General features: G+C 65.2%; 14 protein-coding genes. 9 read left to right on the forward strand and 5 right to left on the reverse strand.

Annotated features, from left to right (window positions below; genetic code table 11):
* Positions 1-15 precede the first annotated feature (15 nt).
* Positions 16-1,146, forward strand: a complete 1,131-nt coding sequence (gene ispG, locus GGR40_RS14415) for a flavodoxin-dependent (E)-4-hydroxy-3-methylbut-2-enyl-diphosphate synthase (RefSeq protein ID WP_429276945.1) — start codon at positions 16-18, stop codon at positions 1,144-1,146.
* 6 nt (positions 1,147-1,152) lie between these two features.
* On the opposite strand, the gene GGR40_RS14420 is transcribed toward ispG, so the two are convergent.
* From GGR40_RS14420 to rpoB, 4 genes are all read right to left on the reverse strand, one after another.
* A complete protein-coding gene (locus tag GGR40_RS14420) occupies positions 1,153-2,322 on the reverse strand; it encodes a benzoate/H(+) symporter BenE family transporter (protein ID WP_429276946.1) in 1,170 nt (389 codons plus the stop codon).
* An 87-nt stretch (positions 2,323-2,409) separates the two neighbouring features.
* Positions 2,410-2,985: an opacity protein gene (locus GGR40_RS14425; RefSeq protein ID WP_429276947.1), complete on the reverse strand. Its 576-nt coding sequence runs from the start codon at positions 2,983-2,985 to the stop codon at positions 2,410-2,412.
* Between the two features lie 405 nt (positions 2,986-3,390).
* Positions 3,391-7,677 (reverse strand): DNA-directed RNA polymerase subunit beta', encoded by a 4,287-nt coding sequence (rpoC, locus tag GGR40_RS14430; protein ID WP_429276948.1) that lies wholly within the window; start codon positions 7,675-7,677, stop codon positions 3,391-3,393.
* A gap of 79 nt (positions 7,678-7,756) precedes the next feature.
* Complete coding sequence (rpoB, locus tag GGR40_RS14435) at positions 7,757-11,923, reverse strand: DNA-directed RNA polymerase subunit beta (protein ID WP_429276949.1); 4,167 nt, start codon at positions 11,921-11,923, stop codon at positions 7,757-7,759.
* A 446-nt stretch (positions 11,924-12,369) separates the two neighbouring features.
* On the opposite strand from rpoB, the gene GGR40_RS14440 reads away from it, so the two are divergent.
* The 5 genes from GGR40_RS14440 (at position 12,370) to GGR40_RS14460 (ending at position 16,781) form a co-directional block, all read left to right on the forward strand.
* A complete protein-coding gene (locus GGR40_RS14440; RefSeq protein WP_429276950.1) occupies positions 12,370-13,428 on the forward strand; it encodes a hypothetical protein in 1,059 nt (352 codons plus the stop codon).
* Positions 13,429-13,568: 140 nt separating this feature from the next.
* Entirely contained in the window at positions 13,569-14,735 is a 1,167-nt protein-coding gene (locus GGR40_RS14445; protein WP_429276951.1) for a low temperature requirement protein A, read from the forward strand.
* Positions 14,736-15,022: 287 nt separating this feature from the next.
* On the forward strand, positions 15,023-15,535 hold the full coding sequence (gene rplJ / locus GGR40_RS14450; protein ID WP_429276952.1) for a 50S ribosomal protein L10: 513 nt from the start codon (positions 15,023-15,025) through the stop codon (positions 15,533-15,535).
* 87 nt (positions 15,536-15,622) lie between these two features.
* Positions 15,623-15,997 carry a 50S ribosomal protein L7/L12 gene (gene rplL / locus GGR40_RS14455; RefSeq protein ID WP_429276953.1) on the forward strand — a complete coding sequence of 125 codons (375 nt, stop codon included), beginning with the start codon at positions 15,623-15,625 and terminating at the stop codon, positions 15,995-15,997.
* Between the two features lie 181 nt (positions 15,998-16,178).
* Positions 16,179-16,781: a hypothetical protein gene (locus tag GGR40_RS14460; RefSeq protein WP_429276954.1), complete on the forward strand. Its 603-nt coding sequence runs from the start codon at positions 16,179-16,181 to the stop codon at positions 16,779-16,781.
* 90 nt (positions 16,782-16,871) lie between these two features.
* On the opposite strand, the gene GGR40_RS14465 is transcribed toward GGR40_RS14460, so the two are convergent.
* Complete coding sequence (locus GGR40_RS14465; RefSeq protein ID WP_429276955.1) at positions 16,872-17,297, reverse strand: c-type cytochrome; 426 nt, start codon at positions 17,295-17,297, stop codon at positions 16,872-16,874.
* 111 nt (positions 17,298-17,408) lie between these two features.
* On the opposite strand from GGR40_RS14465, the gene GGR40_RS14470 reads away from it, so the two are divergent.
* From GGR40_RS14470 to groL, 3 genes are all read left to right on the forward strand, one after another.
* Complete coding sequence (locus tag GGR40_RS14470) at positions 17,409-18,827, forward strand: MATE family efflux transporter (protein ID WP_429276956.1); 1,419 nt, start codon at positions 17,409-17,411, stop codon at positions 18,825-18,827.
* A 174-nt stretch (positions 18,828-19,001) separates the two neighbouring features.
* Positions 19,002-19,289 carry a co-chaperone GroES gene (gene groES / locus GGR40_RS14475; protein ID WP_429276957.1) on the forward strand — a complete coding sequence of 96 codons (288 nt, stop codon included), beginning with the start codon at positions 19,002-19,004 and terminating at the stop codon, positions 19,287-19,289.
* Between the two features lie 49 nt (positions 19,290-19,338).
* Positions 19,339-20,982: a chaperonin GroEL gene (groL, locus tag GGR40_RS14480; protein WP_429276958.1), complete on the forward strand. Its 1,644-nt coding sequence runs from the start codon at positions 19,339-19,341 to the stop codon at positions 20,980-20,982.
* Positions 20,983-20,992: the final 10 nt, after the last annotated feature.

Raw genomic sequence — 20,992 nt, forward strand, 5'->3', positions numbered from 1 at the left:
CGCCTATAGGGGGGCATGTCCTCTGTACGTCCCTGGCGCGATATCGAGCGCCGCAAGAGCCGCCAGATCATGGTTGGCAGTGTCCCCGTCGGCGGCGATGCGCCGATCACGGTCCAGACCATGACCAACACCCTGACGTCCGACGCCAAGGCGACGATTGAACAGATCCGCCGCTGCGAGGATGCCGGGGCGGATCTGATCCGCGTCTCGTGCCCCGACGTGGAAAGCACGGCGGCGTTCCGGGAAATCGTGCGTGAATCCCGCGTGCCTCTGATCGCGGACATCCATTTTCACTACAAGCGCGCGCTGGAAGCGGCGGATGCGGGCGCGGCGTGCCTGCGCATCAACCCCGGCAACATCGGCTCCGCAGATCGCGTGGCCGAAGTGGTGCGGGCTGCCAAGGCCAACGGCTGCGCGATCCGCATCGGCGTGAACGCTGGCAGCCTCGAGCGGCACCTGCTGGAAAAGTACGGCGAGCCGTGCCCGGAGGCGCTGGTGGAATCGGCGCTCGATCACATCAAGCTGCTGCAGGACCATGACTTCCACGAATACAAGGTGGCCGTGAAAGCCAGCGACGTGTTCCTGGCGGTGGCCGCCTATCAGGGGCTGGCCGATGCGGTGGACTGCCCCCTGCACCTTGGCATCACCGAGGCGGGCGGGCTGATCGGCGGCACGGTGAAGTCCTCCATCGGGATGGGCATGCTGTTGTGGTCGGGCATCGGGGACACCTTGCGCGTCTCGCTTTCCGCCGAGCCGGAAGAGGAAGTGCGCGTCGGGTTCGAGATGCTGAAAGCGCTGGGCCTGCGCACCCGCGGCGTGCGCGTGGTATCGTGCCCCAGCTGCGCCCGGCAGGGCTTCGACGTGATCCGCACGGTGGAAGCGCTGGAAGAACGCCTGCAGCATATCAAGACGCCGCTTTCGCTGTCGGTGCTGGGCTGCGTGGTCAACGGACCGGGCGAGGCGCGCGAAACCGACATCGGCCTTACCGGCGGCGGCAACGGCAAGCACATGGTCTACCTGTCCGGCGTTACCGATCACACGGTGCAGAGCGAGACGATGCTCGACCACATCGTGGCGCTGGTGGAAGCCAAGGCGGCGGAAATCGAAGCCGCCAACGCCGCACAGGAAGCCGTCGCGGCGGAATAGGAAGGGTCAGGGGCTGCGGCGCAACGCCGCCTTGATCGCCAGCGCCGCGAAGCCCAGCACCAGCCCCCAGAACGCCGCGCCCAGGTGCAGCAGCGTTAGACCCGAAGCGGCAGTCAGGAACGTGACGATCGCGGCATCGCGCTCGTCCACGGTGCGCAGCGAGGTCTCTATCGAGCCGACCAGCGCCGGGATTAGCGCCACGCCGGTCAGCGCCGCGATCACCGAATGCGGCAGCGCCAGGAAGAAACGTACCAGCAGCGGCGAGAATGCCGCCAGCAGCACGTAGAACCCCGCATAGAGCACGCCCACGGTCCAGCGACGGTTCCGGTCGGGATGGGCGTCCTCTCCGGTGCAGATCGCGGCGGAGATCGCGGCGAGGTTGACGGCATGGGCACCGAACGGGGCCATGACCAGCGATGCCAGCCCGACGCCGCCCAGAAGCGGGCGCGGGGCAGGGCGATAGTCGGCAGTGCGCAACACGACCAGCCCCGGCAGGTTCTGCGCCACCAGCGTCACCAGGAACAGCGGCACACCGATGCCAAGGATGATGCTGGGTTCGAACGTGGGCAGCGTTGGCGTCAGGTGGCCGAAGGTCGCTCCCGGCGGAAGGGCGGCAAGGTCGCCGCGCAGGATCGGCAGGCCTGCACCCACGGCAAGGACCAGAAGCAGCGCATAAAGCGGCAGGCGCTGGCGCGCGGCGAGGAACACCACGAGCACGGCAGCGACCAGCAGCGGATCGGTGCCGGCGACCTTGAACAGCCCAAGGCAGAACGGCAGCAGCACGCCCGCCAGCATCGCCGATGCGACGGATGCGGGAATGCGCTCCGCCAGCTTTCCCAGCGCGGGTACAACCCCCAGGCAGATCGTCAGCAGTGCGGCCACCATGAAAGCACCGATGGCGGCGGACCATGGAGTGCCCGGTGCGGTCGTTGCCAGCAGCGCCGCGCCGGGCGTGGACCACGCCAGCACGATCGGGATGCGCAGACGGAAGGAGAGGATGGCCCCGGCTCCGGCAATGCCCAGGCACAGCGCAGTCACGGCTGATCCCGCCTGCGCGACCGATGCGCCCAGCGCCTGTGTCGCCTGAACGATCAGCGCCACCGTTGCGCCGAAGCCGATCATCGCGCCGACGAATGCGGAGGTCCAGGACTGCAGGGGTGGAAGCGCGCGTATCATGCCGCCCGCCTAGCGGCTCGCCCGCCGTAATGCAAAAGCCCCGCCGGATCGCTTCGACGGGGCTTTCGCTGACTTAAAGGAACGCGCTTAGAAGTGCGCGATCACGCCGGCCATCGGACGGATGCTGTCGAAGTCGTAGGTGTCGACTTCGAAGCGCAGGCGCACGCCGCTGTTGCCGGTGATGCCGCCCAGACCGATGTCCTTGGGGCCGACTTCGACGCCGACGCCGTAGATCCAGTCCTTCTGGTCGGAATAGGCGCGCTTGCCGTTGACCCACTCGTAACCGCCGGTTGCGTAGATCATGCCGCTGTCGCCAGCGCGGGCGCCGATGCGGCCCTTGACGCCGTATTCCCAATCGATGTCGCCGAAGCCCTTGGCGACGTTGCCTTCCACGCCGACGAACGCCGGACCGATCGGAACGTTGACGCCGGCAACGCCCTGGATCAGCGCGCCGTTCATCTTGCCACCGCGCGGGCTGCCGAACTCGCTGCGCTTGTCGTAGCTGTCGTAGCCGCCCATGATGCCGACGTAGGGCTCAATGCCGAAGGCGGGCGTGCCGTCAGGCGCGGTTGCTTCGGTGGTCGTCGTGTCCGCGTCCTGCGCGAAGCCGATGGTGGGGACGGCGGCGATCAGGGCAGCCGCGCAAAGTGCAATCTTCTTCATAGTCTAACTCCATCAGAGCGTGCCGGGGGGAAGGCGCCGCCGTTTGTCTTTGCCGAGGGATCGCAAGTCGCGGCATCGGTGCCGGGTCCATCAGGACAGGCACGCGGCACCGCTTGTGCCGGGTCAACGAGGTCTGTGTGCTTTGGGGTTGAAGGGATGGGCGCCGTGTCCTCACGCCTTAGATCCGCCGTAGCGGGACGTGCCCATGTTCTCGATCAACAACAGTTCGTTTGTGTCAGCTACCTTCGATCATCTCGTGAGGGGAAACCCGGAGCCGGGAGGCTGGTTCCGCGCCCTTGGTCGATGGCGACGGAACTGTGACATTTATGCTACGGAACATGGTAGCAAAAAGCCCCGCCGGATCGCTCCGACGGGGCCTTTTCATTTACCCTGAGGCGGTGAGGCTTATTCGGCGTCGTCACCCTTGATCAGGTAATCGCCTGCATCGGCGTCGGTGCCGTGGGTCTCGCCCTCGACCGCTGCCAGCGGGCTGTCACCCAGATCGTCGGCCGCGTTGCGCAGCAGTTCGGCCTTGTGCTCTTCCTCTGCCGTGTTGGCGAGGATCATGGCTTCCTGCACGCGGCGGGTTGCTGCACGCAGCGCCGCGTCACGGCTGGAGGCCGCCACGCGGACGCGGTTCATGCCCGCACCCGTACCGGCCGGGATCAGACGGCCGACGATGACGTTCTCCTTGAGACCGATCAGCGAGTCCTTCTTGCCCTCGACCGCCGCCTGCGTGAGCACTCGGGTGGTTTCCTGGAACGACGCGGCAGAGATGAACGAACGGGTCTGCAGCGAGGCCTTGGTGATGCCCAGCAGCACCGGCTTGCCGACGGCGGGGCGCTTGCCCTCCGGCAGCTTGCCGTTGATCTCGGCCATTTCCTCGTAGTCGACCTGCTCGGCCGCGAGCAGCGTGGTGTCGCCGCCGTCGGTGATCTCGACCTTCTGCAGCATCTGGCGAACGATCACCTCGATGTGCTTGTCGTTGATCTTCACGCCCTGCAGTCGGTAGACTTCCTGGATTTCCGCAACCAGGTATTCCGCCAGCGCTTCCACGCCGAGGACTTCCAGGATGTCGTGCGGATCGGGCGAGCCCGAAACCAGATTGTCGCCCTTCTTGACCCAGTCGCCTTCCTGAACGTCGACGACCTTCGACTTCGGGATCAGGTACTCAACCGGATCACCCTCTTCCGGGATGATCGCGATCTTGCGCTTGGCCTTGTAGTCACGGACGAATTCGACGCGGCCCGAGACCTTGGCGATGACCGCATTGTCCTTCGGCTTGCGGGCCTCGAACAGTTCGGCAACGCGCGGCAGACCACCGGTGATGTCGCGGGTCTTGGCGGCTTCGCGGCTGGCACGTGCGACGATGTCGCCCGCTTCGACCGCCTGGCCGTCTTCGACCGAGAGCGTGGTGCCCGGAGCCAGCATGTAGCGGGCCGATTCGCCGCTCGCGTCGTCGAGAAGGGTGATGCGCGGACGCAGGTCTTCCTTCTTCTTGGCGCGGGCCGTCGAACGGTCCTCGGTGACGACGCGGCTGGTCATGCCGGTAGCGTCATCGACGTGCTCGGTCAGGGTGCGGGTGTCGATCAGGTCCTGATACTTCACGATACCGGAAGTTTCAGTGATGATCGGCAGCGTGAACGGATCCCACTCGGCCAAACGTTCGCCCTGCTCGACCTTCGAACCGTTCTTGTGCAGCAGCACTGTACCGTAAGGCACGCGGTGCAGAGCGCGTTCGCGACCTTCGGTGTCGAACAGCACGATCTCGCCGTTGCGCGCCAGCGAGAGCAGGCGACCACGCTTGTCCACGATCGTCGGGATGTCGCGATATTCGACATGGCCCGCACTGATCGCTTCGAGGTGCGAGGTTTCGTTCAGCTGCGCCGCACCGCCGATGTGGAAGGTACGCATGGTCAGCTGCGTGCCCGGTTCACCGATCGACTGCGCCGCGATGACGCCCACGGCTTCACCGATATTCACCGGCGTACCGCGAGCGAGGTCACGACCGTAGCAGGTGCCGCAGACGCCCTGGGTCGCTTCGCAGATCAGCGGCGAACGGATGCGTGCCGACTGCAGGCCGGTCACTTCGATCGCAGCTACGGCGGCTTCGTCGAGGAGCTGGCCCTTGGTCGCGATGACGTTGCCTTCCTTGTCGACGATGTCCTCGGCCAGGGTACGGCCCAGGATACGCTCGGCAAGCGAGGCGATCACCGAACCGCCCTGCACGATCGAGCGCATTTCCAGCGCACGGTCGGTGCCGCAGTCATCGACGACGACGACGCAGTCCTGCGACACGTCAACCAGACGGCGGGTCAGGTAGCCCGAGTTCGCCGTCTTGAGCGCCGTATCCGCCAGGCCCTTACGAGCACCGTGGGTCGAGTTGAAGTATTCAAGAACGGTCAGACCTTCCTTGAAGTTCGAGATGATCGGCGTTTCGATGATCTCGCCCGACGGCTTGGCCATGAGGCCGCGCATACCGGCAAGCTGCTTCATCTGCGCCGGGCTACCACGCGCACCCGAGTGGCTCATCATGTAGATCGAGTTGATCTGTGCCATGCGGCCGGTTTCGGGGTCGATCGGCTGGGCCTTGATCTCGTCCATCATGGCGTTCGCCACCTGATCGCCGCAGCGGCTCCAGGCGTCGATCACCTTGTTGTACTTCTCCTGCTGGGTGATGAGGCCGTCCTGGTACTGCTGCTCGTAGTCGGCAACCAGTTCCTTGGTCTCGTTCACCAGGGCTTCCTTCGAGTCCGGGATGATCATGTCATCCTTGCCGAAGGAGATGCCCGCCTTGAACGCGTTGCGGAAGCCGAGCGACATGATCGCGTCGGCGAACAGCACCGTGTCCTTCTGGCCGGTGTGACGGTACACCTGGTCGATGACGTCACCGATTTCCTTCTTCGTGAGAAGGCGGTTGACGACGTCGAAGGGCACCGTGTGCGACTTGGGCAGGCATTCGCCCAGCAGCATGCGGCCCGGCGTGGTCTCGAAGCGCTTCATGTACTGCTGACCGTTCTCGTCGGTCTGCGGCACGCGGGCCTCGATCTTCGAGTGCAGGGTCACGGCACCGACGTGCAGCGCCTGGTGCACTTCGGCCATGTCCGCGAACTTCATGCCTTCGCCCGGCTCGCCGTCGCGGTCGAGCGACAGGTAGTACAGGCCGAGGATCATGTCCTGCGAAGGCACGATGATCGGCTTGCCGTTTGCGGGCGAGAGGATGTTGTTGGTCGACATCATCAGCACGCGCGCTTCCAGCTGGGCTTCCAGCGAGAGCGGAACGTGGACGGCCATCTGGTCACCGTCGAAGTCGGCGTTAAAGGCCGAGCAGACGAGCGGGTGCAGCTGGATTGCCTTGCCTTCGATGAGGACCGGCTCGAACGCCTGGATGCCCAGACGGTGCAGCGTGGGCGCGCGGTTCAGCATGACCGGGTGCTCGCGAATGACTTCGTCGAGGATGTCCCAGACTTCCTTGCGCTCCTTCTCGACCCACTTCTTGGCCTGCTTCAGGGTCATCGACAGACCCTTGGCGTCCAGACGGGCGTAGATGAACGGCTTGAACAGCTCGAGCGCCATCTTCTTGGGCAGGCCGCACTGGTGCAGCTTGAGTTCCGGACCGGTCACGATGACCGAGCGGCCCGAGTAGTCGACGCGCTTGCCGAGCAGGTTCTGACGGAAGCGGCCCTGCTTGCCCTTGAGCATGTCGGACAGCGACTTCAGCGGACGCTTGTTGGCGCCGGTGATGACGCGGCCACGGCGGCCGTTGTCGAACAGGGCGTCGACCGCTTCCTGCAGCATGCGCTTTTCGTTGCGCACGATGATGTCCGGCGCGCGCAGTTCGATCAGGCGCTTCAGACGGTTGTTGCGGTTGATGACGCGGCGATACAGGTCGTTGAGGTCCGAGGTCGCGAAGCGGCCACCGTCCAGCGGCACCAGCGGGCGCAGTTCGGGCGGGATGACCGGCACGACGTCAAGGATCATCCATTCGGGGCGGTTGCCCGAATCGATGAACGATTCCACGACCTTGAGGCGCTTGATGATCTTCTTGGGCTTGAGTTCCGACTTGGTCGTCTCAAGTTCCTGCAGAAGGTCGGCGCGTTCCTGCTCGAGGTCGAGCGCGATCAGCATCTGCTTCACGGCTTCGGCGCCGATGCCGGCCGAGAAGGCATCTTCGCCATACTCGTCCTGCGCGTCGAGCATCTCGTCTTCGGTCAGCAGCTGGTACTTCTCGAGCGGGGTCAGGCCCGGCTCGATGACGATGTAGCTTTCGAAGTACAGGACGCGCTCAAGCAGCTTGAGCTGCATGTCGAGCAGCAGGCCGATGCGCGAAGGCAGCGACTTCAGGAACCAGATGTGCGCGACCGGGGCGGCCAGCTCGATGTGGCCCATGCGCTCGCGGCGCACCTTGGTCACGGTGACTTCGACGCCGCACTTTTCGCAGACGACGCCCTTGTACTTCATGCGCTTGTACTTGCCGCACAGGCACTCGTAGTCCTTCACGGGGCCGAAGATGCGCGCGCAGAACAGGCCGTCACGCTCGGGCTTGAACGTGCGGTAGTTGATGGTTTCCGGCTTCTTGATCTCGCCGAAGGACCAGGAGCGGATACGCTCGGGGCTCGCCAGTCCGATCTGGATCTGGTCGAACGTCTCGGGCTTGGCCATCTGGTTCGTGAACTTGGTCAGGTCGTTCATAGTTCAATCCCTCTGGGGGTGAATTCTTGTCTCTGGGCGGTGGAGGGGAGGGCGGAGCCGAAGCCCCGCCCGCGCATCCTTACTCCGCCGCCAGGGCCACGCCGTCGTCGTCCTCGGCATCGTCGTGGCTGGTCAGTTCGACGTTGAGGCCCAGCGAGCGCATTTCCTTGACGAGCACGTTGAAGCTCTCGGGAATGCCGGCCTCGAAGGTGTCGTCGCCCTTGACGATCGCTTCGTAGACCTTGGTGCGTCCGACCACGTCGTCCGACTTCACCGTCAGCATTTCCTGCAGGGTATACGCCGCGCCGTAGGCCTGGAGCGCCCAGACCTCCATCTCACCGAAGCGCTGGCCACCGAACTGCGCCTTGCCGCCCAGCGGCTGCTGAGTGACGAGCGAGTAAGGGCCGATGGAACGTGCGTGGATCTTGTCGTCGACAAGGTGGTGCAGCTTCAGCACGTACTTCATGCCCACCGTAACCTTGCGGTCGAAGCGGTCGCCGGTGCGGCCGTCGTACAGGTCCACCTGACCCGATTCGTCCAGCCCGGCCAGCTTCAGCATGGCCGAAACGTCCGCTTCCACCGCGCCGTCGAACACCGGCGAACCCATCGGCACGCCCTTGCGGACGGAGTCGGCGAATTCGACGATCTGGTCGTCCGTGCGCTCGGCGATGTCTGCGGCGTAGTTGTCGCCGTAGATCTCGGTGAGCAGTTCACGAACGGCCTCGGGCGGCTGCCCTGCGACCGGGTTCGGGTTGGCCACGCGCCATGCATCCAGAGCATCGCCGATGCGCTTGCCCAGACCGCGTGCGGCCCAGCCAAGGTGCGTTTCGAAGATCTGGCCCACGTTCATGCGCGAAGGCACGCCCAGCGGGTTCATGACAAAGTCGACGGGGGTGCCGTCTTCCAGGAAGGGCATGTCTTCCAGCGGCAGGATGCGGCTGATGATACCCTTGTTGCCGTGGCGGCCGGCCATCTTGTCGCCCGGCTGCAGCTTGCGCTTCACCGCAACGAAGACCTTGACCATCTTGAGCACGCCCGGAGCCAGCTCGTCGCCGCGCTCCAGCTTCTCCTTGCGATCCTCGAACTTCTCCTGGATCGCCTTGACGGTCAGGTCGTACTGGGTCTTGACCGCTTCGAGCTGCGACTGGACGTGGTCGTCGGCGACCGCGAACTTCCACCACTCGTGACGCTCAACCTCGTCCAGCACCTCGTCGGTGATCTCGACGCCCTTCTTGAGGCCCTTGGGCGCGGCAGTCGCGACCTGGCCGAGGAGCATGTCCTTCAGACGGTTGTAGGTGGCGCGGTTGAGGATGGCACGTTCGTCCTCACGGTCCTTGGCGAGGCGTTCGATTTCCTCGTTCTGGATCGCGCGGGTACGGTCGTCGACCTCGATGCCGTGGCGGTTGAAGACGCGCACGTCGACGATGGTGCCCGAAACGCCCGGCGGCAGGCGCAGCGAGGTGTCGCGAACGTCCGAAGCCTTCTCACCGAAGATGGCGCGCAGCAGCTTTTCTTCCGGCGTCATCGGGCTTTCGCCCTTCGGCGTGATCTTGCCGACGAGGATGTCACCCGGGTGCACTTCGGCGCCCACATAGACGATGCCCGCTTCGTCGAGGTTGCGCAGGGCTTCCTCGCCGACGTTCGGGATGTCGCGGGTGATGTCTTCCGGCCCAAGCTTGGTGTCGCGGGCCATCACTTCGAACTCGTCGATGTGGATCGACGTGAACACGTCGTCCTTCACGATGCGTTCGGAGATGAGGATGGAGTCCTCGTAGTTGTAGCCGTTCCAGGGCATGAACGCGACGAGCACGTTGCGGCCCAGCGCCAGTTCACCGAATTCGGTCGAGGGACCGTCGGCGATGATCGTGCCGGCTTCGACCAGCTCGCCCACCTTCACCAGCGGACGCTGGTTGATGCAGGTGGACTGGTTCGAACGCTCGAACTTCTGGAGGCGATAGATGTCGACGCCCGACTTGCCGGGTTCGATGTCGCCCGACGCGCGGATGACGATACGGGTGGCGTCCACTTGGTCGACGATGCCGGCGCGCAGGGCCGAGATCGCGGCGCCCGAATCGCGGGCCACGGTCTCTTCCATGCCGGTGCCGACGTAAGGCGCATCGGCCTTAACGAGCGGCACGGCCTGACGCTGCATGTTCGAGCCCATGAGAGCGCGGTTGGCGTCGTCGTTTTCCAGGAACGGAATGAGCGAGGCGGCAACCGAGACGAGCTGCTTGGGCGAAACGTCCATCAGCGTGATCTGGTCGCGCGGGCTCATCACGAATTCGCCGTTCTGGCGAGCCGAGACGAGTTCCTCGACGAACGAGCCGTCACCGTTCAGTTCGGCCGAAGCCTGCGCGACGGTGTGCTTCTGCTCTTCCATCGCCGACAGGTAGACGACGTCCTTCGTTACCTTGCCGTCGTTCACCTTGCGGTACGGGGTTTCGATGAAGCCGTACTTGTTGACGCGGGCGAAGGTCGACAGCGAGTTGATCAGACCGATGTTCGGGCCTTCCGGCGTTTCGATCGGGCAGATGCGGCCGTAGTGGGTCGGGTGAACGTCGCGGACTTCGAAGCCGGCGCGCTCACGGGTCAGACCGCCCGGCCCAAGTGCCGAAACGCGGCGCTTGTGGGTGACTTCCGAGAGCGGGTTGGTCTGGTCCATGAACTGCGAGAGCTGCGAGGAGCCGAAGAACTCGCGGACGGCCGCCACGGCGGGCTTGGCGTTGATGAGATCGTTCGGCATGACCGTCGACACGTCCACCGACGACATGCGCTCCTTCACGGCGCGCTCCATGCGCAGCAGGCCGACGCGGTACTGGTTTTCCAGCAGCTCGCCCACCGAACGCACGCGGCGGTTGCCGAGGTTGTCGATGTCGTCGATCTCGCCCTTGCCGTCCTTCAGGCCGACAAGTTCCTTCACCACGGCGAGGATGTCCTCGACGCGCAGGGTGGTGACGGTATCCTCGGCGTCGAGACCGAGGCGCATGTTCATCTTGACGCGGCCCACGGCCGAGAGGTCGTAGCGGTCGGCGTCGAAGAACAGGCCGTCGAACAGGGCTTCGGCGGTTTCCTTCGTCGGCGGTTCGCCCGGACGCATGACCTTGTAGATCGCTTCCAGACCCATGTCGCGACCTTCGGCCTTGTCGGCCTTCATGGTGTTGCGAATCCAGGGACCGGTGTTGACTTCGTCGATGTCGAGCAGGTCGATCTGGTCGAAGCCCGCGGCGTCGAGCGCCTCAAGGTTCTCTGGCGTCACTTCGTCGCCGGCTTCGATGTAGATGCGGCCCGTCGACTCGTCGATCAGGTCCCTGGCGGAATAGCGGCCGAAGATTTCCTCGGTCGGCAGCAGCAGTTCCTCAAGACCGTCCTTCTGCGCCTTGTTGGCGGCGCGGGGGCTGATCTTGGTGCCGGCGGGGAACACGACTTCGCCCGACTTGGCATCGACGATGTCGAAGGTCGGCTTCGCACCGCGCCAAGCCTCGGTGGCGTACGGCAGCTGCCAGCCGCCGGTGCCGCGCTTCCACGACATGGTGGCGTAGAAGTGCTGGAGGATCTGCTCGCTGTCGAGGCCCAGCGCATAGAGCAGCGAGGTGACGGGCAGCTTGCGCTTGCGGTCGATGCGGACGTTGACGATGTCCTTGGCGTCGAATTCGAAGTCGAGCCAGGAACCGCGGTACGGGATCACGCGGGCAGCGAAGAGGTACTTGCCCGAAGCGTGGGTCTTGCCGCGGTCATGGTCGAACAGGACGCCCGGCGAACGGTGCATCTGCGACACGATGACGCGCTCGGTGCCGTTGATGAAGAAGGTGCCGTTCTCCGTCATCAGGGGCATGTCGCCCATGTAGACGTCCTGCTCCTTGATATCGAGGACCGAACGGGTTTCGGTTTCGGCGTCCACCTCGAACACGATCAGGCGCAGCGTGACCTTCATCGGCGCGGCGTAGGTGATGCCGCGCTGGCGGCATTCGGTCACGTCGTACTTGGGTTCTTCCAGCTCGTAGTGAACGAAGTCCAGCTCGCTGGTGCCCGCGAAGTCGCGGATCGGGAACACCGAGCGCAGGGTCTTCTCCAGGCCCGAGACATAGCCGATCGACGGGTCGGAGCGGAGGAACTGTTCGTAGCTCTCACGCTGGACTTCGATCAGGTTGGGCATCTGGACGACTTCGTGGATGTCGCCGAAGATTTTGCGGATGCGCTTCTTCGCAGTGCGCACCAGCGGGGTGGTGTCGATGGGCTTGGTGGCCATGAGCTGGTCTTTGCCTCTTCGTGTGAGGGCCGAGTCGCAAGGGACGCGGCCTTCGTAAAAATTCGTCGTCGCGAGTGACGGTACCTGCCCGAAAGCAGGCCATCCGGAAACGCAGTAAAGGCCGCCAGGCACGCGAATTTCCGGGATCGGAAACCCATGCGGCCTGCAGCCTTCCACGTCGGATGAAATCCCGACCGCTTCCTTCCCGGGCGTGTCCCCGCGCATGGACCCGCCTTGCTCGAAGCGATCGAGCGAGGCCGCCATATAGGAGCCGGGGTGTCTGGTGTCAAACGAGTGCCGCTGAAAACCGCTGTTAATCTGGCGTAAATCAGCCTAATTGACCCTAAACAGGGCTAGCATCGGTTCGTCGCAAACTTATATTCGCCCTGCCTTGGATTTTGCAGGTGCGAACGGACCTTGGCCATGCGGCACGCATTGTTTCCGGTATGAGAAACATTGCTGTCCCCCGCTCGCCCGGCGCCCTGACCGCGATTTCCGCCGTCCTCGCGCTCTCTGCAATCCCCGCTGTCGCGCAGGACGTGCAGCCTTCGACGGCGCCCGTACAGTCCCTGCAGCAAGGCGCTGCCGCTGCACCTGCGACGCCGACGGTGACGCTGCCGCCCGAAGCCACGGCGCCCATGAACGTGCCGATCGACACGACGACGAGCGCCGGAGCCACGTCAACGGCACCAGCGCCCACATCTGCCGCCCCGCCGACGGTCGTGCTGCCGGATGTCGCCCCGCCGACGGCGCCCGCAGAAGCGGTTCGTGAGCCGGCCACTCCGCGTCCTGCCACCCAAGCCGCCGCGCCTGCGCGACCGGAACCGGTCCGAGCTGAACCGGCTCCCATTCGCCCAACCGTCCCGACGGCGCAGAACGGCGGCACCGCTACCGACGGCACGCTGGCGCAGGGTTCGGTGCCGCCTGCTGCGCCGGCCCCGGCTCGCGCCGATCCCGCTCCGGCTGCCACGGCTGCGCAACCTGCGCCTGCAACCGATCGTGGAGACGGGTTCCCCGTCGCCGAGGTTGCCGGCATTCTCGCCGCACTTGGCGTGGCGGGGCTGGGCATCGCTGCCATGCGCCGCCGCCGGGATCCGGTTTATGAGGAGGCGGACCATGCCGCTGTCCCGCTTGAGCCGGTGCCAGCGCCAGCCCCTGTTACGGAAGTCGCCGCGCCGGTCATCGCTGAACCTGCGCCCTTCCGCCGCAACTCCGTGATCGCGGGCAATTCCGCCACCGCGATTCTCGCCGCGTCGCCGCTGCCGCAAACGGCGGAGGAACGCTACGAACTGCTCGATGCGATGGCTGCGGCCGCGCCGGATGAAGGCAACCCGTTCACGTCGCGCAAGGGCCGCCTGCGCCGGGCGCGCCTGCAGTTGCAGCATCGCGAGAGCGAGGAAGCGAACGGTCGCACGGGCGGCTTCGATTTCCGTACCTACAAGCCCACGCGCCGCACTCCCGAAAGCGTCGCCCCGGCACGCCAGCGGGAATATACGCAAGCCTGAACCCCGGTGGTCACGCCCGGCGCTCAGGCGCTGTGGAGGGGGCGGTTCCTGCCAGGAGCCGCCCCTTTCGCGTGCCCCTATTGCCTGACCGCGCCCTGCACCCCTAAATCGCGCGCCAGCCAACCGGGACCACCGCAAGCATGACCACCATAAAAGCAGGGCGGCCCTTCGGCGCCCGCGATCCGCATGAACCAAACCGCGTCTCCACCCCGCTGGAATTGCTGTTCGACCTTGTCATCGTGATCGCAGTCGCCAGTTCCGCCGAGGGGCTGCACCACGCCGTCGCGGCGGGCCATGCGGTCACCGGGCTGGCGACGTTTGCGATGGCGTTCTTCGCGACGTGGTGGGCGTGGATGAACTTCACCTGGTTCGCCTCCGCCTACGACAACGACGGGCCGGTCTACCGCCTGATCACCTGCGTCATCATGGCGGGCGCACTGGCAGTGGCGGCAGGCGTGCCGCGCGTTTTCGCGGGCGGGCAGCTGACGCTGGTGATCGTCGGCTACATCGTCATGCGGATATGCATGGTGGCGTTCTGGCTGATTGCAGCACACAGCGACCCGCGCCATCGCGGCACGGCGGTGAGTTATGCGGTCGGCATCGCGGTGGTGCAGCTCTACTGGACTATGGCGCTGCTGGTGTTCAGGCCGACCGGCCTTGGCACGGTGGCGGGGCTGTTCATGCTGGGCGCGCTGATGGAGATGGCGGTGCCGCTGCTGGCCGAGGCGCGCGGCAAGACGCCCTGGCACCACCACCACGTCGCAGAGCGGCACAGCCTGTTCGTCATCATCGTGCTGGGCGAAGTGCTCCTCGCCAGCGCGGCTGCGTTCACGTACGCCGATGCCCCTAGCGGACACCCCGCACAGTTGGTCATCCTTGCCCTGTCGGCGCTGGCGATCACCTTTGCGATGTGGTGGCTCTATTTCTCGCAGGAGGGGCCGCTGGATGAGGCGCGTTTCGCCAGTTCGTTCAACTGGAGCTATGCCCATGCGCTGATCTACGCCGGCGGTGCGGCGACGGGGGCGGGCTTTGCCGTTGCCATCGACAATGCGGCAGGGCAGGGACATCACGCGCCTGAACTGGCGAGCAACCTTGCCGTCGCCGTGCCTCTTGCGATCTACATGGTCGCGTTGTGGTTCGTGCGCGACCGACTGGTGCTGAAGGGTCCCTGGCGGCACGGGCTGCCGGTTTTTGCGGCGGCGGTGATCGCGGCGGGCCACATCGGCCACTGGGCGCTGCCGACGATGGCGTTCCTCACCGTCCTTGCCGTCATCGCGCGCAGCCAGGTTCAGTGCCGGCAGGCTTGACTTCGGAGCGGCGATCCGCCATTGGCCCGCTCCGACTGATGGGGTGATTCCCGTCTGTCATCCGTCCAAGACCGCTGCTGAGGGTTTCCCTCTTAATCTGCAGCCTAGACGGGGACAAGGAAATCACCCGGCCCGCACTCCTTCGGAAGCGTGGCGCCACATCCGTGCCAAGGCACGGATAACTCCTTCCCCTTCGACGGACTCGCCCGAGGTGCTTTTGCGCCCCGGACAATACGTAGCCGGCTACGAGGGGTTCGCCTTTCGTGGCCATTGTGAAGGAGTAAGGCATGGATCGTTCGCAGAAAGCCGATTCGGTTGCCCAGCTCAACGCAGTCTTTTCCGAGGCCGGCGCGGTGGTCATCACCCGCAACCTCGGCATGTCGGTGGCCCAGTCCACCGCCCTGCGCGGAAAGATTCGTGATGCCGGTGCGACCTACAAGGTTGCGAAGAACCGTCTTGCCAAGCTTGCCATCGCGGACACCGACTACGTCGGTATCGGCGACTTCCTGACCGGCCCGACGGCCATCGCCACCTCGGTGGACCCCGTCGCAGCTGCAAAGGCCGTCGTCGACTTCGCCAAGACGACCGACAAGATCGAAATCGTCGGCGGCGCGATGGGTTCGCAGGTTCTGAACGCGGACGGTGTCAAGGCTCTCGCCTCGATGCCCTCGCTCGACGAACTGCGTGCCAAGCTCATCGGCCTCGTTCAGGCTCCGGCGACCAAGATCGCCCAGCTGCAGACCGCTCCGGCGGCCAAGCTGGCGCGCGTCTTCGCTGCCTACGCCGACAAGGCTGCCTGAGCACTCGCTTAAGCAGAACGTTTCTTACGATTTATTCCGCCGCCGGGCATGAGGCCCACGGTGGACCACAGATCAGGAGTTATAATCATGGCCGATATCGCCAAGCTTGTTGAAGAACTGTCGCAGCTCACCGTTCTGGAAGCCGCTGACCTCGCCAAGGCTCTCGAAGAAGCATGGGGCGTTTCCGCCGCTGCCGCTGTTGCCGTGGCTGCTGCCCCGGCTGGCGACGCTGGCGCCGCTGCTGAAGAGAAGACCGAATTCGACGTGATCCTCACCGGCGACGGTGGCAAGAAGATCAACGTCATCAAGGAAGTCCGCGCCATCACCGGCCTGGGCCTCGCTGAAGCCAAGGCGCTCGTCGAAGGCGCTCCGAAGCCCGTCAAGGAAGGCGCTTCGAAGGCTGAAGCCGAAGAAATCAAGAAGAAGATCGAAGAAGCCGGCGGCACCGTCGAGCTCAAGTAATCTTCTTCCCGGTGCCCTGCCGAACCGGCATGGGATCGAGTTGATAGGGAAGGGCGGTGCCGCAGGGTGCCGCCCTTTTCGTTTGCGCATCGTGTAATCGTGCGTTCAGCTTTCCGGGGGCAGCTTCGGTCGGGCAAAGGGTCGAGTCCCGAACATCCTGATCCGCAAGGAGAGCCCCCCAATGCGAATGCCTTCGAAACGATACCTGGTCGGCGCCGCCGTGCTGACCTTGCTGGGTGCAGGAGCGGCACAGGCCGCCGGCACGCAGCTTCACACTATGCAGGTCGATGCGCCGGACGGCTCCGTCGTGCATGTCCAGTACACCGGCGATGTCGCCCCACGGATTCAGTTCGTGCCCGCCGATGCGATGGCTCCGGCAGCCGCGGTACCGATCATCGCCGATCCCTTCGCGCACATGGCGCAGATTTCCGCGATGATGGACGCGCAGATGGATGCGATGATGCAGCACGCCGCGCTCATGCAGCAGCAGGCGGCGCAGCTGCAGCAGCACGCTGTAGCGACCGGTGCGGGCGGGGCGGCGCCGAACTATACCGTTGCCGGCAACCTGCCGCAGGGCGTGCAGGTGAGCTACTATTCATCCAGCACCGACGCCAATGGCTGTACGCGGTCCACGTCCTACAACTCGAACGGTTCGGGCGCGCAGCCCAAGGTGACCGAAGTTGCCTCGGACGGCTGCGACGCCGCCAAGGCCCCGGTTCAGGCCATTCCCGCCAAGGCGCAAGCCCCGGTGGAGCAGGCACCCCCGCCCGGCCACAAGGTCTGATATGGCAGCATTCGACGCGGCGTCCCCCGGTCCCCTGGGATGCCCACACAAGGGGCCCCGTGCAGCGATGCACGGGGCCCTTCCCGTAAGTTACTTCAGCGTTTCGAGATAGTCGATGATGGCCTTGCGCTTGTCGGCATCCCGCACCGGGAGGACCATCTTCGTGCCGGGGACCATCTTCATCGGCGCCTGCAGCCAGGTGTCCAGGCTTTGGCGATCCCAGGTGATGTCCGAGTTCTTCAGCGCCGGGCTGAAGGCGTAACCCGCCACCGCGCCCGCCTTCGATCCGACGATGCCGTGCAGCGTCGGGCCGATGCCGTTCTGCCCGGCCTGCGTCGAATGGCACGAACGGCAGGTGGCGAAGGCCATCGGCGCGGGGTCCGCGATCGCGGCTGACGGAGCGGCCTGGCTGGGCGTATCCTTGGCCGAGGGTGCCTGCTGGTCGGGGGCATTGCCTCCGCAGCCCGCCGCCGCTGCGGCGGCGCAGAGGGCAAGGATGGTCGCTGTCCGGGTCATGGTGCCTCTTTCCTGTGTCCGCCCCGCGGTAGAGCACAGCAGGCCCGTGTCAAAGCGCAGGGGACGAAAATTGCTTTCCCTTCGCCAGCCCAGCATCTATCGCGCCCCCAAATGCGGGAGAGCACCACCAACCATCCGTTTCGCGCCGAACTGGGCGCCACCCTGCGACTTGCGGGGCCTCTGGCGCTGGCGAACATGCTGCAGATGGCGGTCTTCGCCGTCGATGTGATCTTCGTGGCGCGGCTCGGGCAGGAATCGCTGGCGGCATCGAGCCTTGCCGTGGCGATCATCGCGGTGGTCATGATGGGCCTCAACGGCGTCACCGGCGCGGTTGCCCCGCTGATCGCGGCGGAAGTGGGCCGCAGGCGCAATTCGGTGCGCGAAGTGCGCCGCTCCGTCCGCATGGCGCTGTGGCTGGCTGTGGGGCTGGGAATGCTGGCGGTGGCGATCTGTTTTTTCGGTGAGCGGATCATGCTGCTGACCGGCCAGAACCCTCGCATTTCCGCACTGTCGGGGCACTTCATCCGGGTGGTGTCGCTGGCACTGATCCCGATGGCGATTGCCAACGTGCTGCGCACGTTCGTGTCCGCGCTGGGGCGCCCGGTCTTCGCCACGGTGATTACCGCGCTGTCGATCCTGATCAATGCACTGGGCAACTATGCGCTGGTTTTCGGCAATCTGGGAATGCCCGCGCTGGGCCTGACCGGTTCGGCGCTGGCCAGCACCATCACCACGACGACCACCGTGCTGGCCTATGTCATCGCTATCCGCAGCGACCGGACCTTGCGCCGCTACCACATCTTCGGCAGGTTCTGGCGGCCCGAGTGGCAGCGCCTGCAGCAGATGCTGCGGCTGGGCCTGCCGATCTCGGCCACGCTGATCGCGGAGGGCGGGCTGTTTTCCGGCGCGGCGTTCCTGATGGGGCTGGTCGGAGAAACCGAACTGGCCGCCCACACCGTGGCCCTGCAGATCGCCGCCTTCGCGTTTCAGGTGCCGTTCGGCATCGGGCAGGCGGCGACGATCCGCGTTGGCTACCACTACGGCGCCGGGAACCGCGCCGCCATCGGCCATGCGGGCTGGGCGGCGCTGACCATCGGCATCGCCTTCGTCGGCCTGTCCGCGCTTGCGATGCTGACGATACCGCGGACAATCATCGCCGCCTATGTCGACGTGTCGGACCCCGTAAATGCAGGCATGGTCGTGCTGGCTGTGCAGTACCTGTTCGTGGCGGCGATCTTCCAGCTGACCGACGGTATCCAGGCCATCGCCGCGGGCGTCCTGCGGGGGATACAGGACACCCGCATCCCCGCCGTCATCGCCATTGTCGGCTATTGGCTGGCAGGGTTCGCGACGTCGGTGATGCTGGGCCTGTTCACGCCGCTGAAGGGCGTGGGCGTGTGGATCGGCCTTGCCGTCGGGCTGACGGTGGCCGCAGCGCTGCTGCTGGCGCGCTGGCACTGGCGCGGCCGGTTCGGCCTTGTTCCAGATCATCGCGGGCCTATCTCTGGGCCCATGAGCGCGCTGTCATAAAGCGATCATCTTGGCGGCGCACCAATTGTTCGCGAGGATGACGGGCGCCGAATTTTTTCTGTCGTATGCCCATTGACGACCTCCCGGAGCCGGACCATATCTCGGCCGTTGGCACTCTCCTTTGTTGAGTGCCAATCCCAATTTTTGTTCGTTGGATTCTAGGGAGACACCCCAATGACTTTCCGCCCGCTGCACGACCGTGTTCTCGTGCGCCGCGTCGAAGCCGAGGAAAAGACCGCCGGCGGCATCATCATCCCCGACAGCGCCAAGGAAAAGCCCGCTGAAGGCGAAATCGTCTCTGTCGGTTCCGGCGCCCGCGCTGAAAACGGTACCGTGACCCCGCTCGACGTCAAGGTCGGCGATCGCGTGCTGTTCGGCAAGTGGTCGGGCACCGAAGTCAAGGTTGGCGGCGAAGACCTGCTGATCATGAAGGAATCGGACATCCTCGGCGTGATCGGCTGATCTGCCTGAGTATCCGGACCACAACCTGATTTACTGAAGGAATTCTACAATGGCAGCCAAGGACGTAAAGTTCGGCCGCGACGCCCGCGAGCGCATCCTCGCCGGTGTCGACACCCTCGCCAATGCCGTCAAGGTGACCCTGGGCCCCAAGGGCCGCAACGTCGTCATCGAGAAGAGCTTCGGCGCGCCCCGCATCACCAAGGACGGTGTTTCGGTCGCCAAGGAAATCGAACTCAAGGACAAGTACGAGAACCTCGGCGCGCAGATGCTGCGCGAAGTGGCCTCGAAGGCCAACGACAAGGCCGGTGACGGCACCACCACCGCGACCGTTCTTGCCCAGGCGATCGTTCGCGAAGGCCTGAAGTCGGTTGCCGCCGGCATCAACCCGATGGACCTGAAGCGCGGCATCGACCTCGCTGTCGTCAAGGTCGTCGAGAACCTCAAGAGCCGTTCGACCCCGGTTGCCGGTTCCTCGGAAATCGCCCAGGTCGGCGTGATCTCGGCCAACGGTGACACCGAAGTAGGCGAGAAGATCGCCGAGGCCATGGAAAAGGTCGGCAAGGAAGGCGTCATCACCGTCGAGGAGGCCAAGGGTCTCGAATTCGAACTCGACGTCGTCGAAGGCATGCAGTTCGACCGCGGCTACCTGTCGCCCTACTTCGTCACCAACCCCGAGAAGATGACGGTCGAACTCGAAAACCCGTACATCCTCATCCACGAAAAGAAGCTGTCGTCGCTGCAGTCGCTGCTTCCGATCCTGGAAGCGGTTGTCCAGTCGGGCCGCCCGCTCCTCATCATCGCAGAAGACATCGAGGGTGAGGCTCTGGCCACGCTCGTCGTCAACAAGCTGCGTGGCGGCCTGAAGATCGCTGCCGTCAAGGCACCGGGCTTCGGCGACCGTCGCAAGGCCATGCTGGGCGACATCGCCACGCTGACCGCCGGCGAGATGATCTCCGAAGACCTCGGCATCAAGCTTGAGACCGTGACCCTGGGCATGCTTGGCCAGGCCAAGAAGGTCACCATCGACAAGGACAACACCACGATCGTCGACGGCAACGGTTCCGCCGAGGACATCAAGGGCCGCGTCGAGCAGATCCGTGCGCAGATCGAAGTCACCACTTCGGACTACGACCGCGAGAAGCTGCAGGAGCGCCTTGCGAAGCTGGCCGGCGGCGTTGCCGTCATCAAGGTCGGCGGTGCGACCGAAGTCGAGGTGAAGGAGCGCAAGGACCGCGTCGACGACGCGCTGCACGCGACCCGCGCAGCCGTTGAAGAAGGCATCGTCCCCGGCGGCGGCACCGCGCTGCTCTACGCAACGCGCGCTCTCGACGGCCTGACCGGCGCCAACGAAGACCAGACCCGCGGCATCGACATCGTGCGTCGCGCCATCACCGCTCCGGTGAAGCAGATCGCCGAAAACGCCGGCAACGACGGCGCCGTCGTCGCGGGCAAGCTGCTTGACCAGTCGGACGAAAACATCGGCTTCAACGCGGCCACCGACGTCTACGAGAACCTGAAGGCCGCCGGCGTCATCGACCCGACCAAGGTCGTGCGCACCGCGCTGCAGGACGCCTCGTCGGTCGCCGGCCTGCTCATCACGACCGAAGCCGGTATCGTCGAGCGCGCCGAAGACAAGCCCGCAATGCCGGCGATGCCCGGCGGCATGGGCGGCATGGGCGACATGGGCTTCTGATGAAGCCCTG

It is taken from the genome of Novosphingobium gossypii (assembly GCF_050433305.1).
GTDB lineage: Bacteria > Pseudomonadota > Alphaproteobacteria > Sphingomonadales > Sphingomonadaceae > Novosphingobium > Novosphingobium gossypii.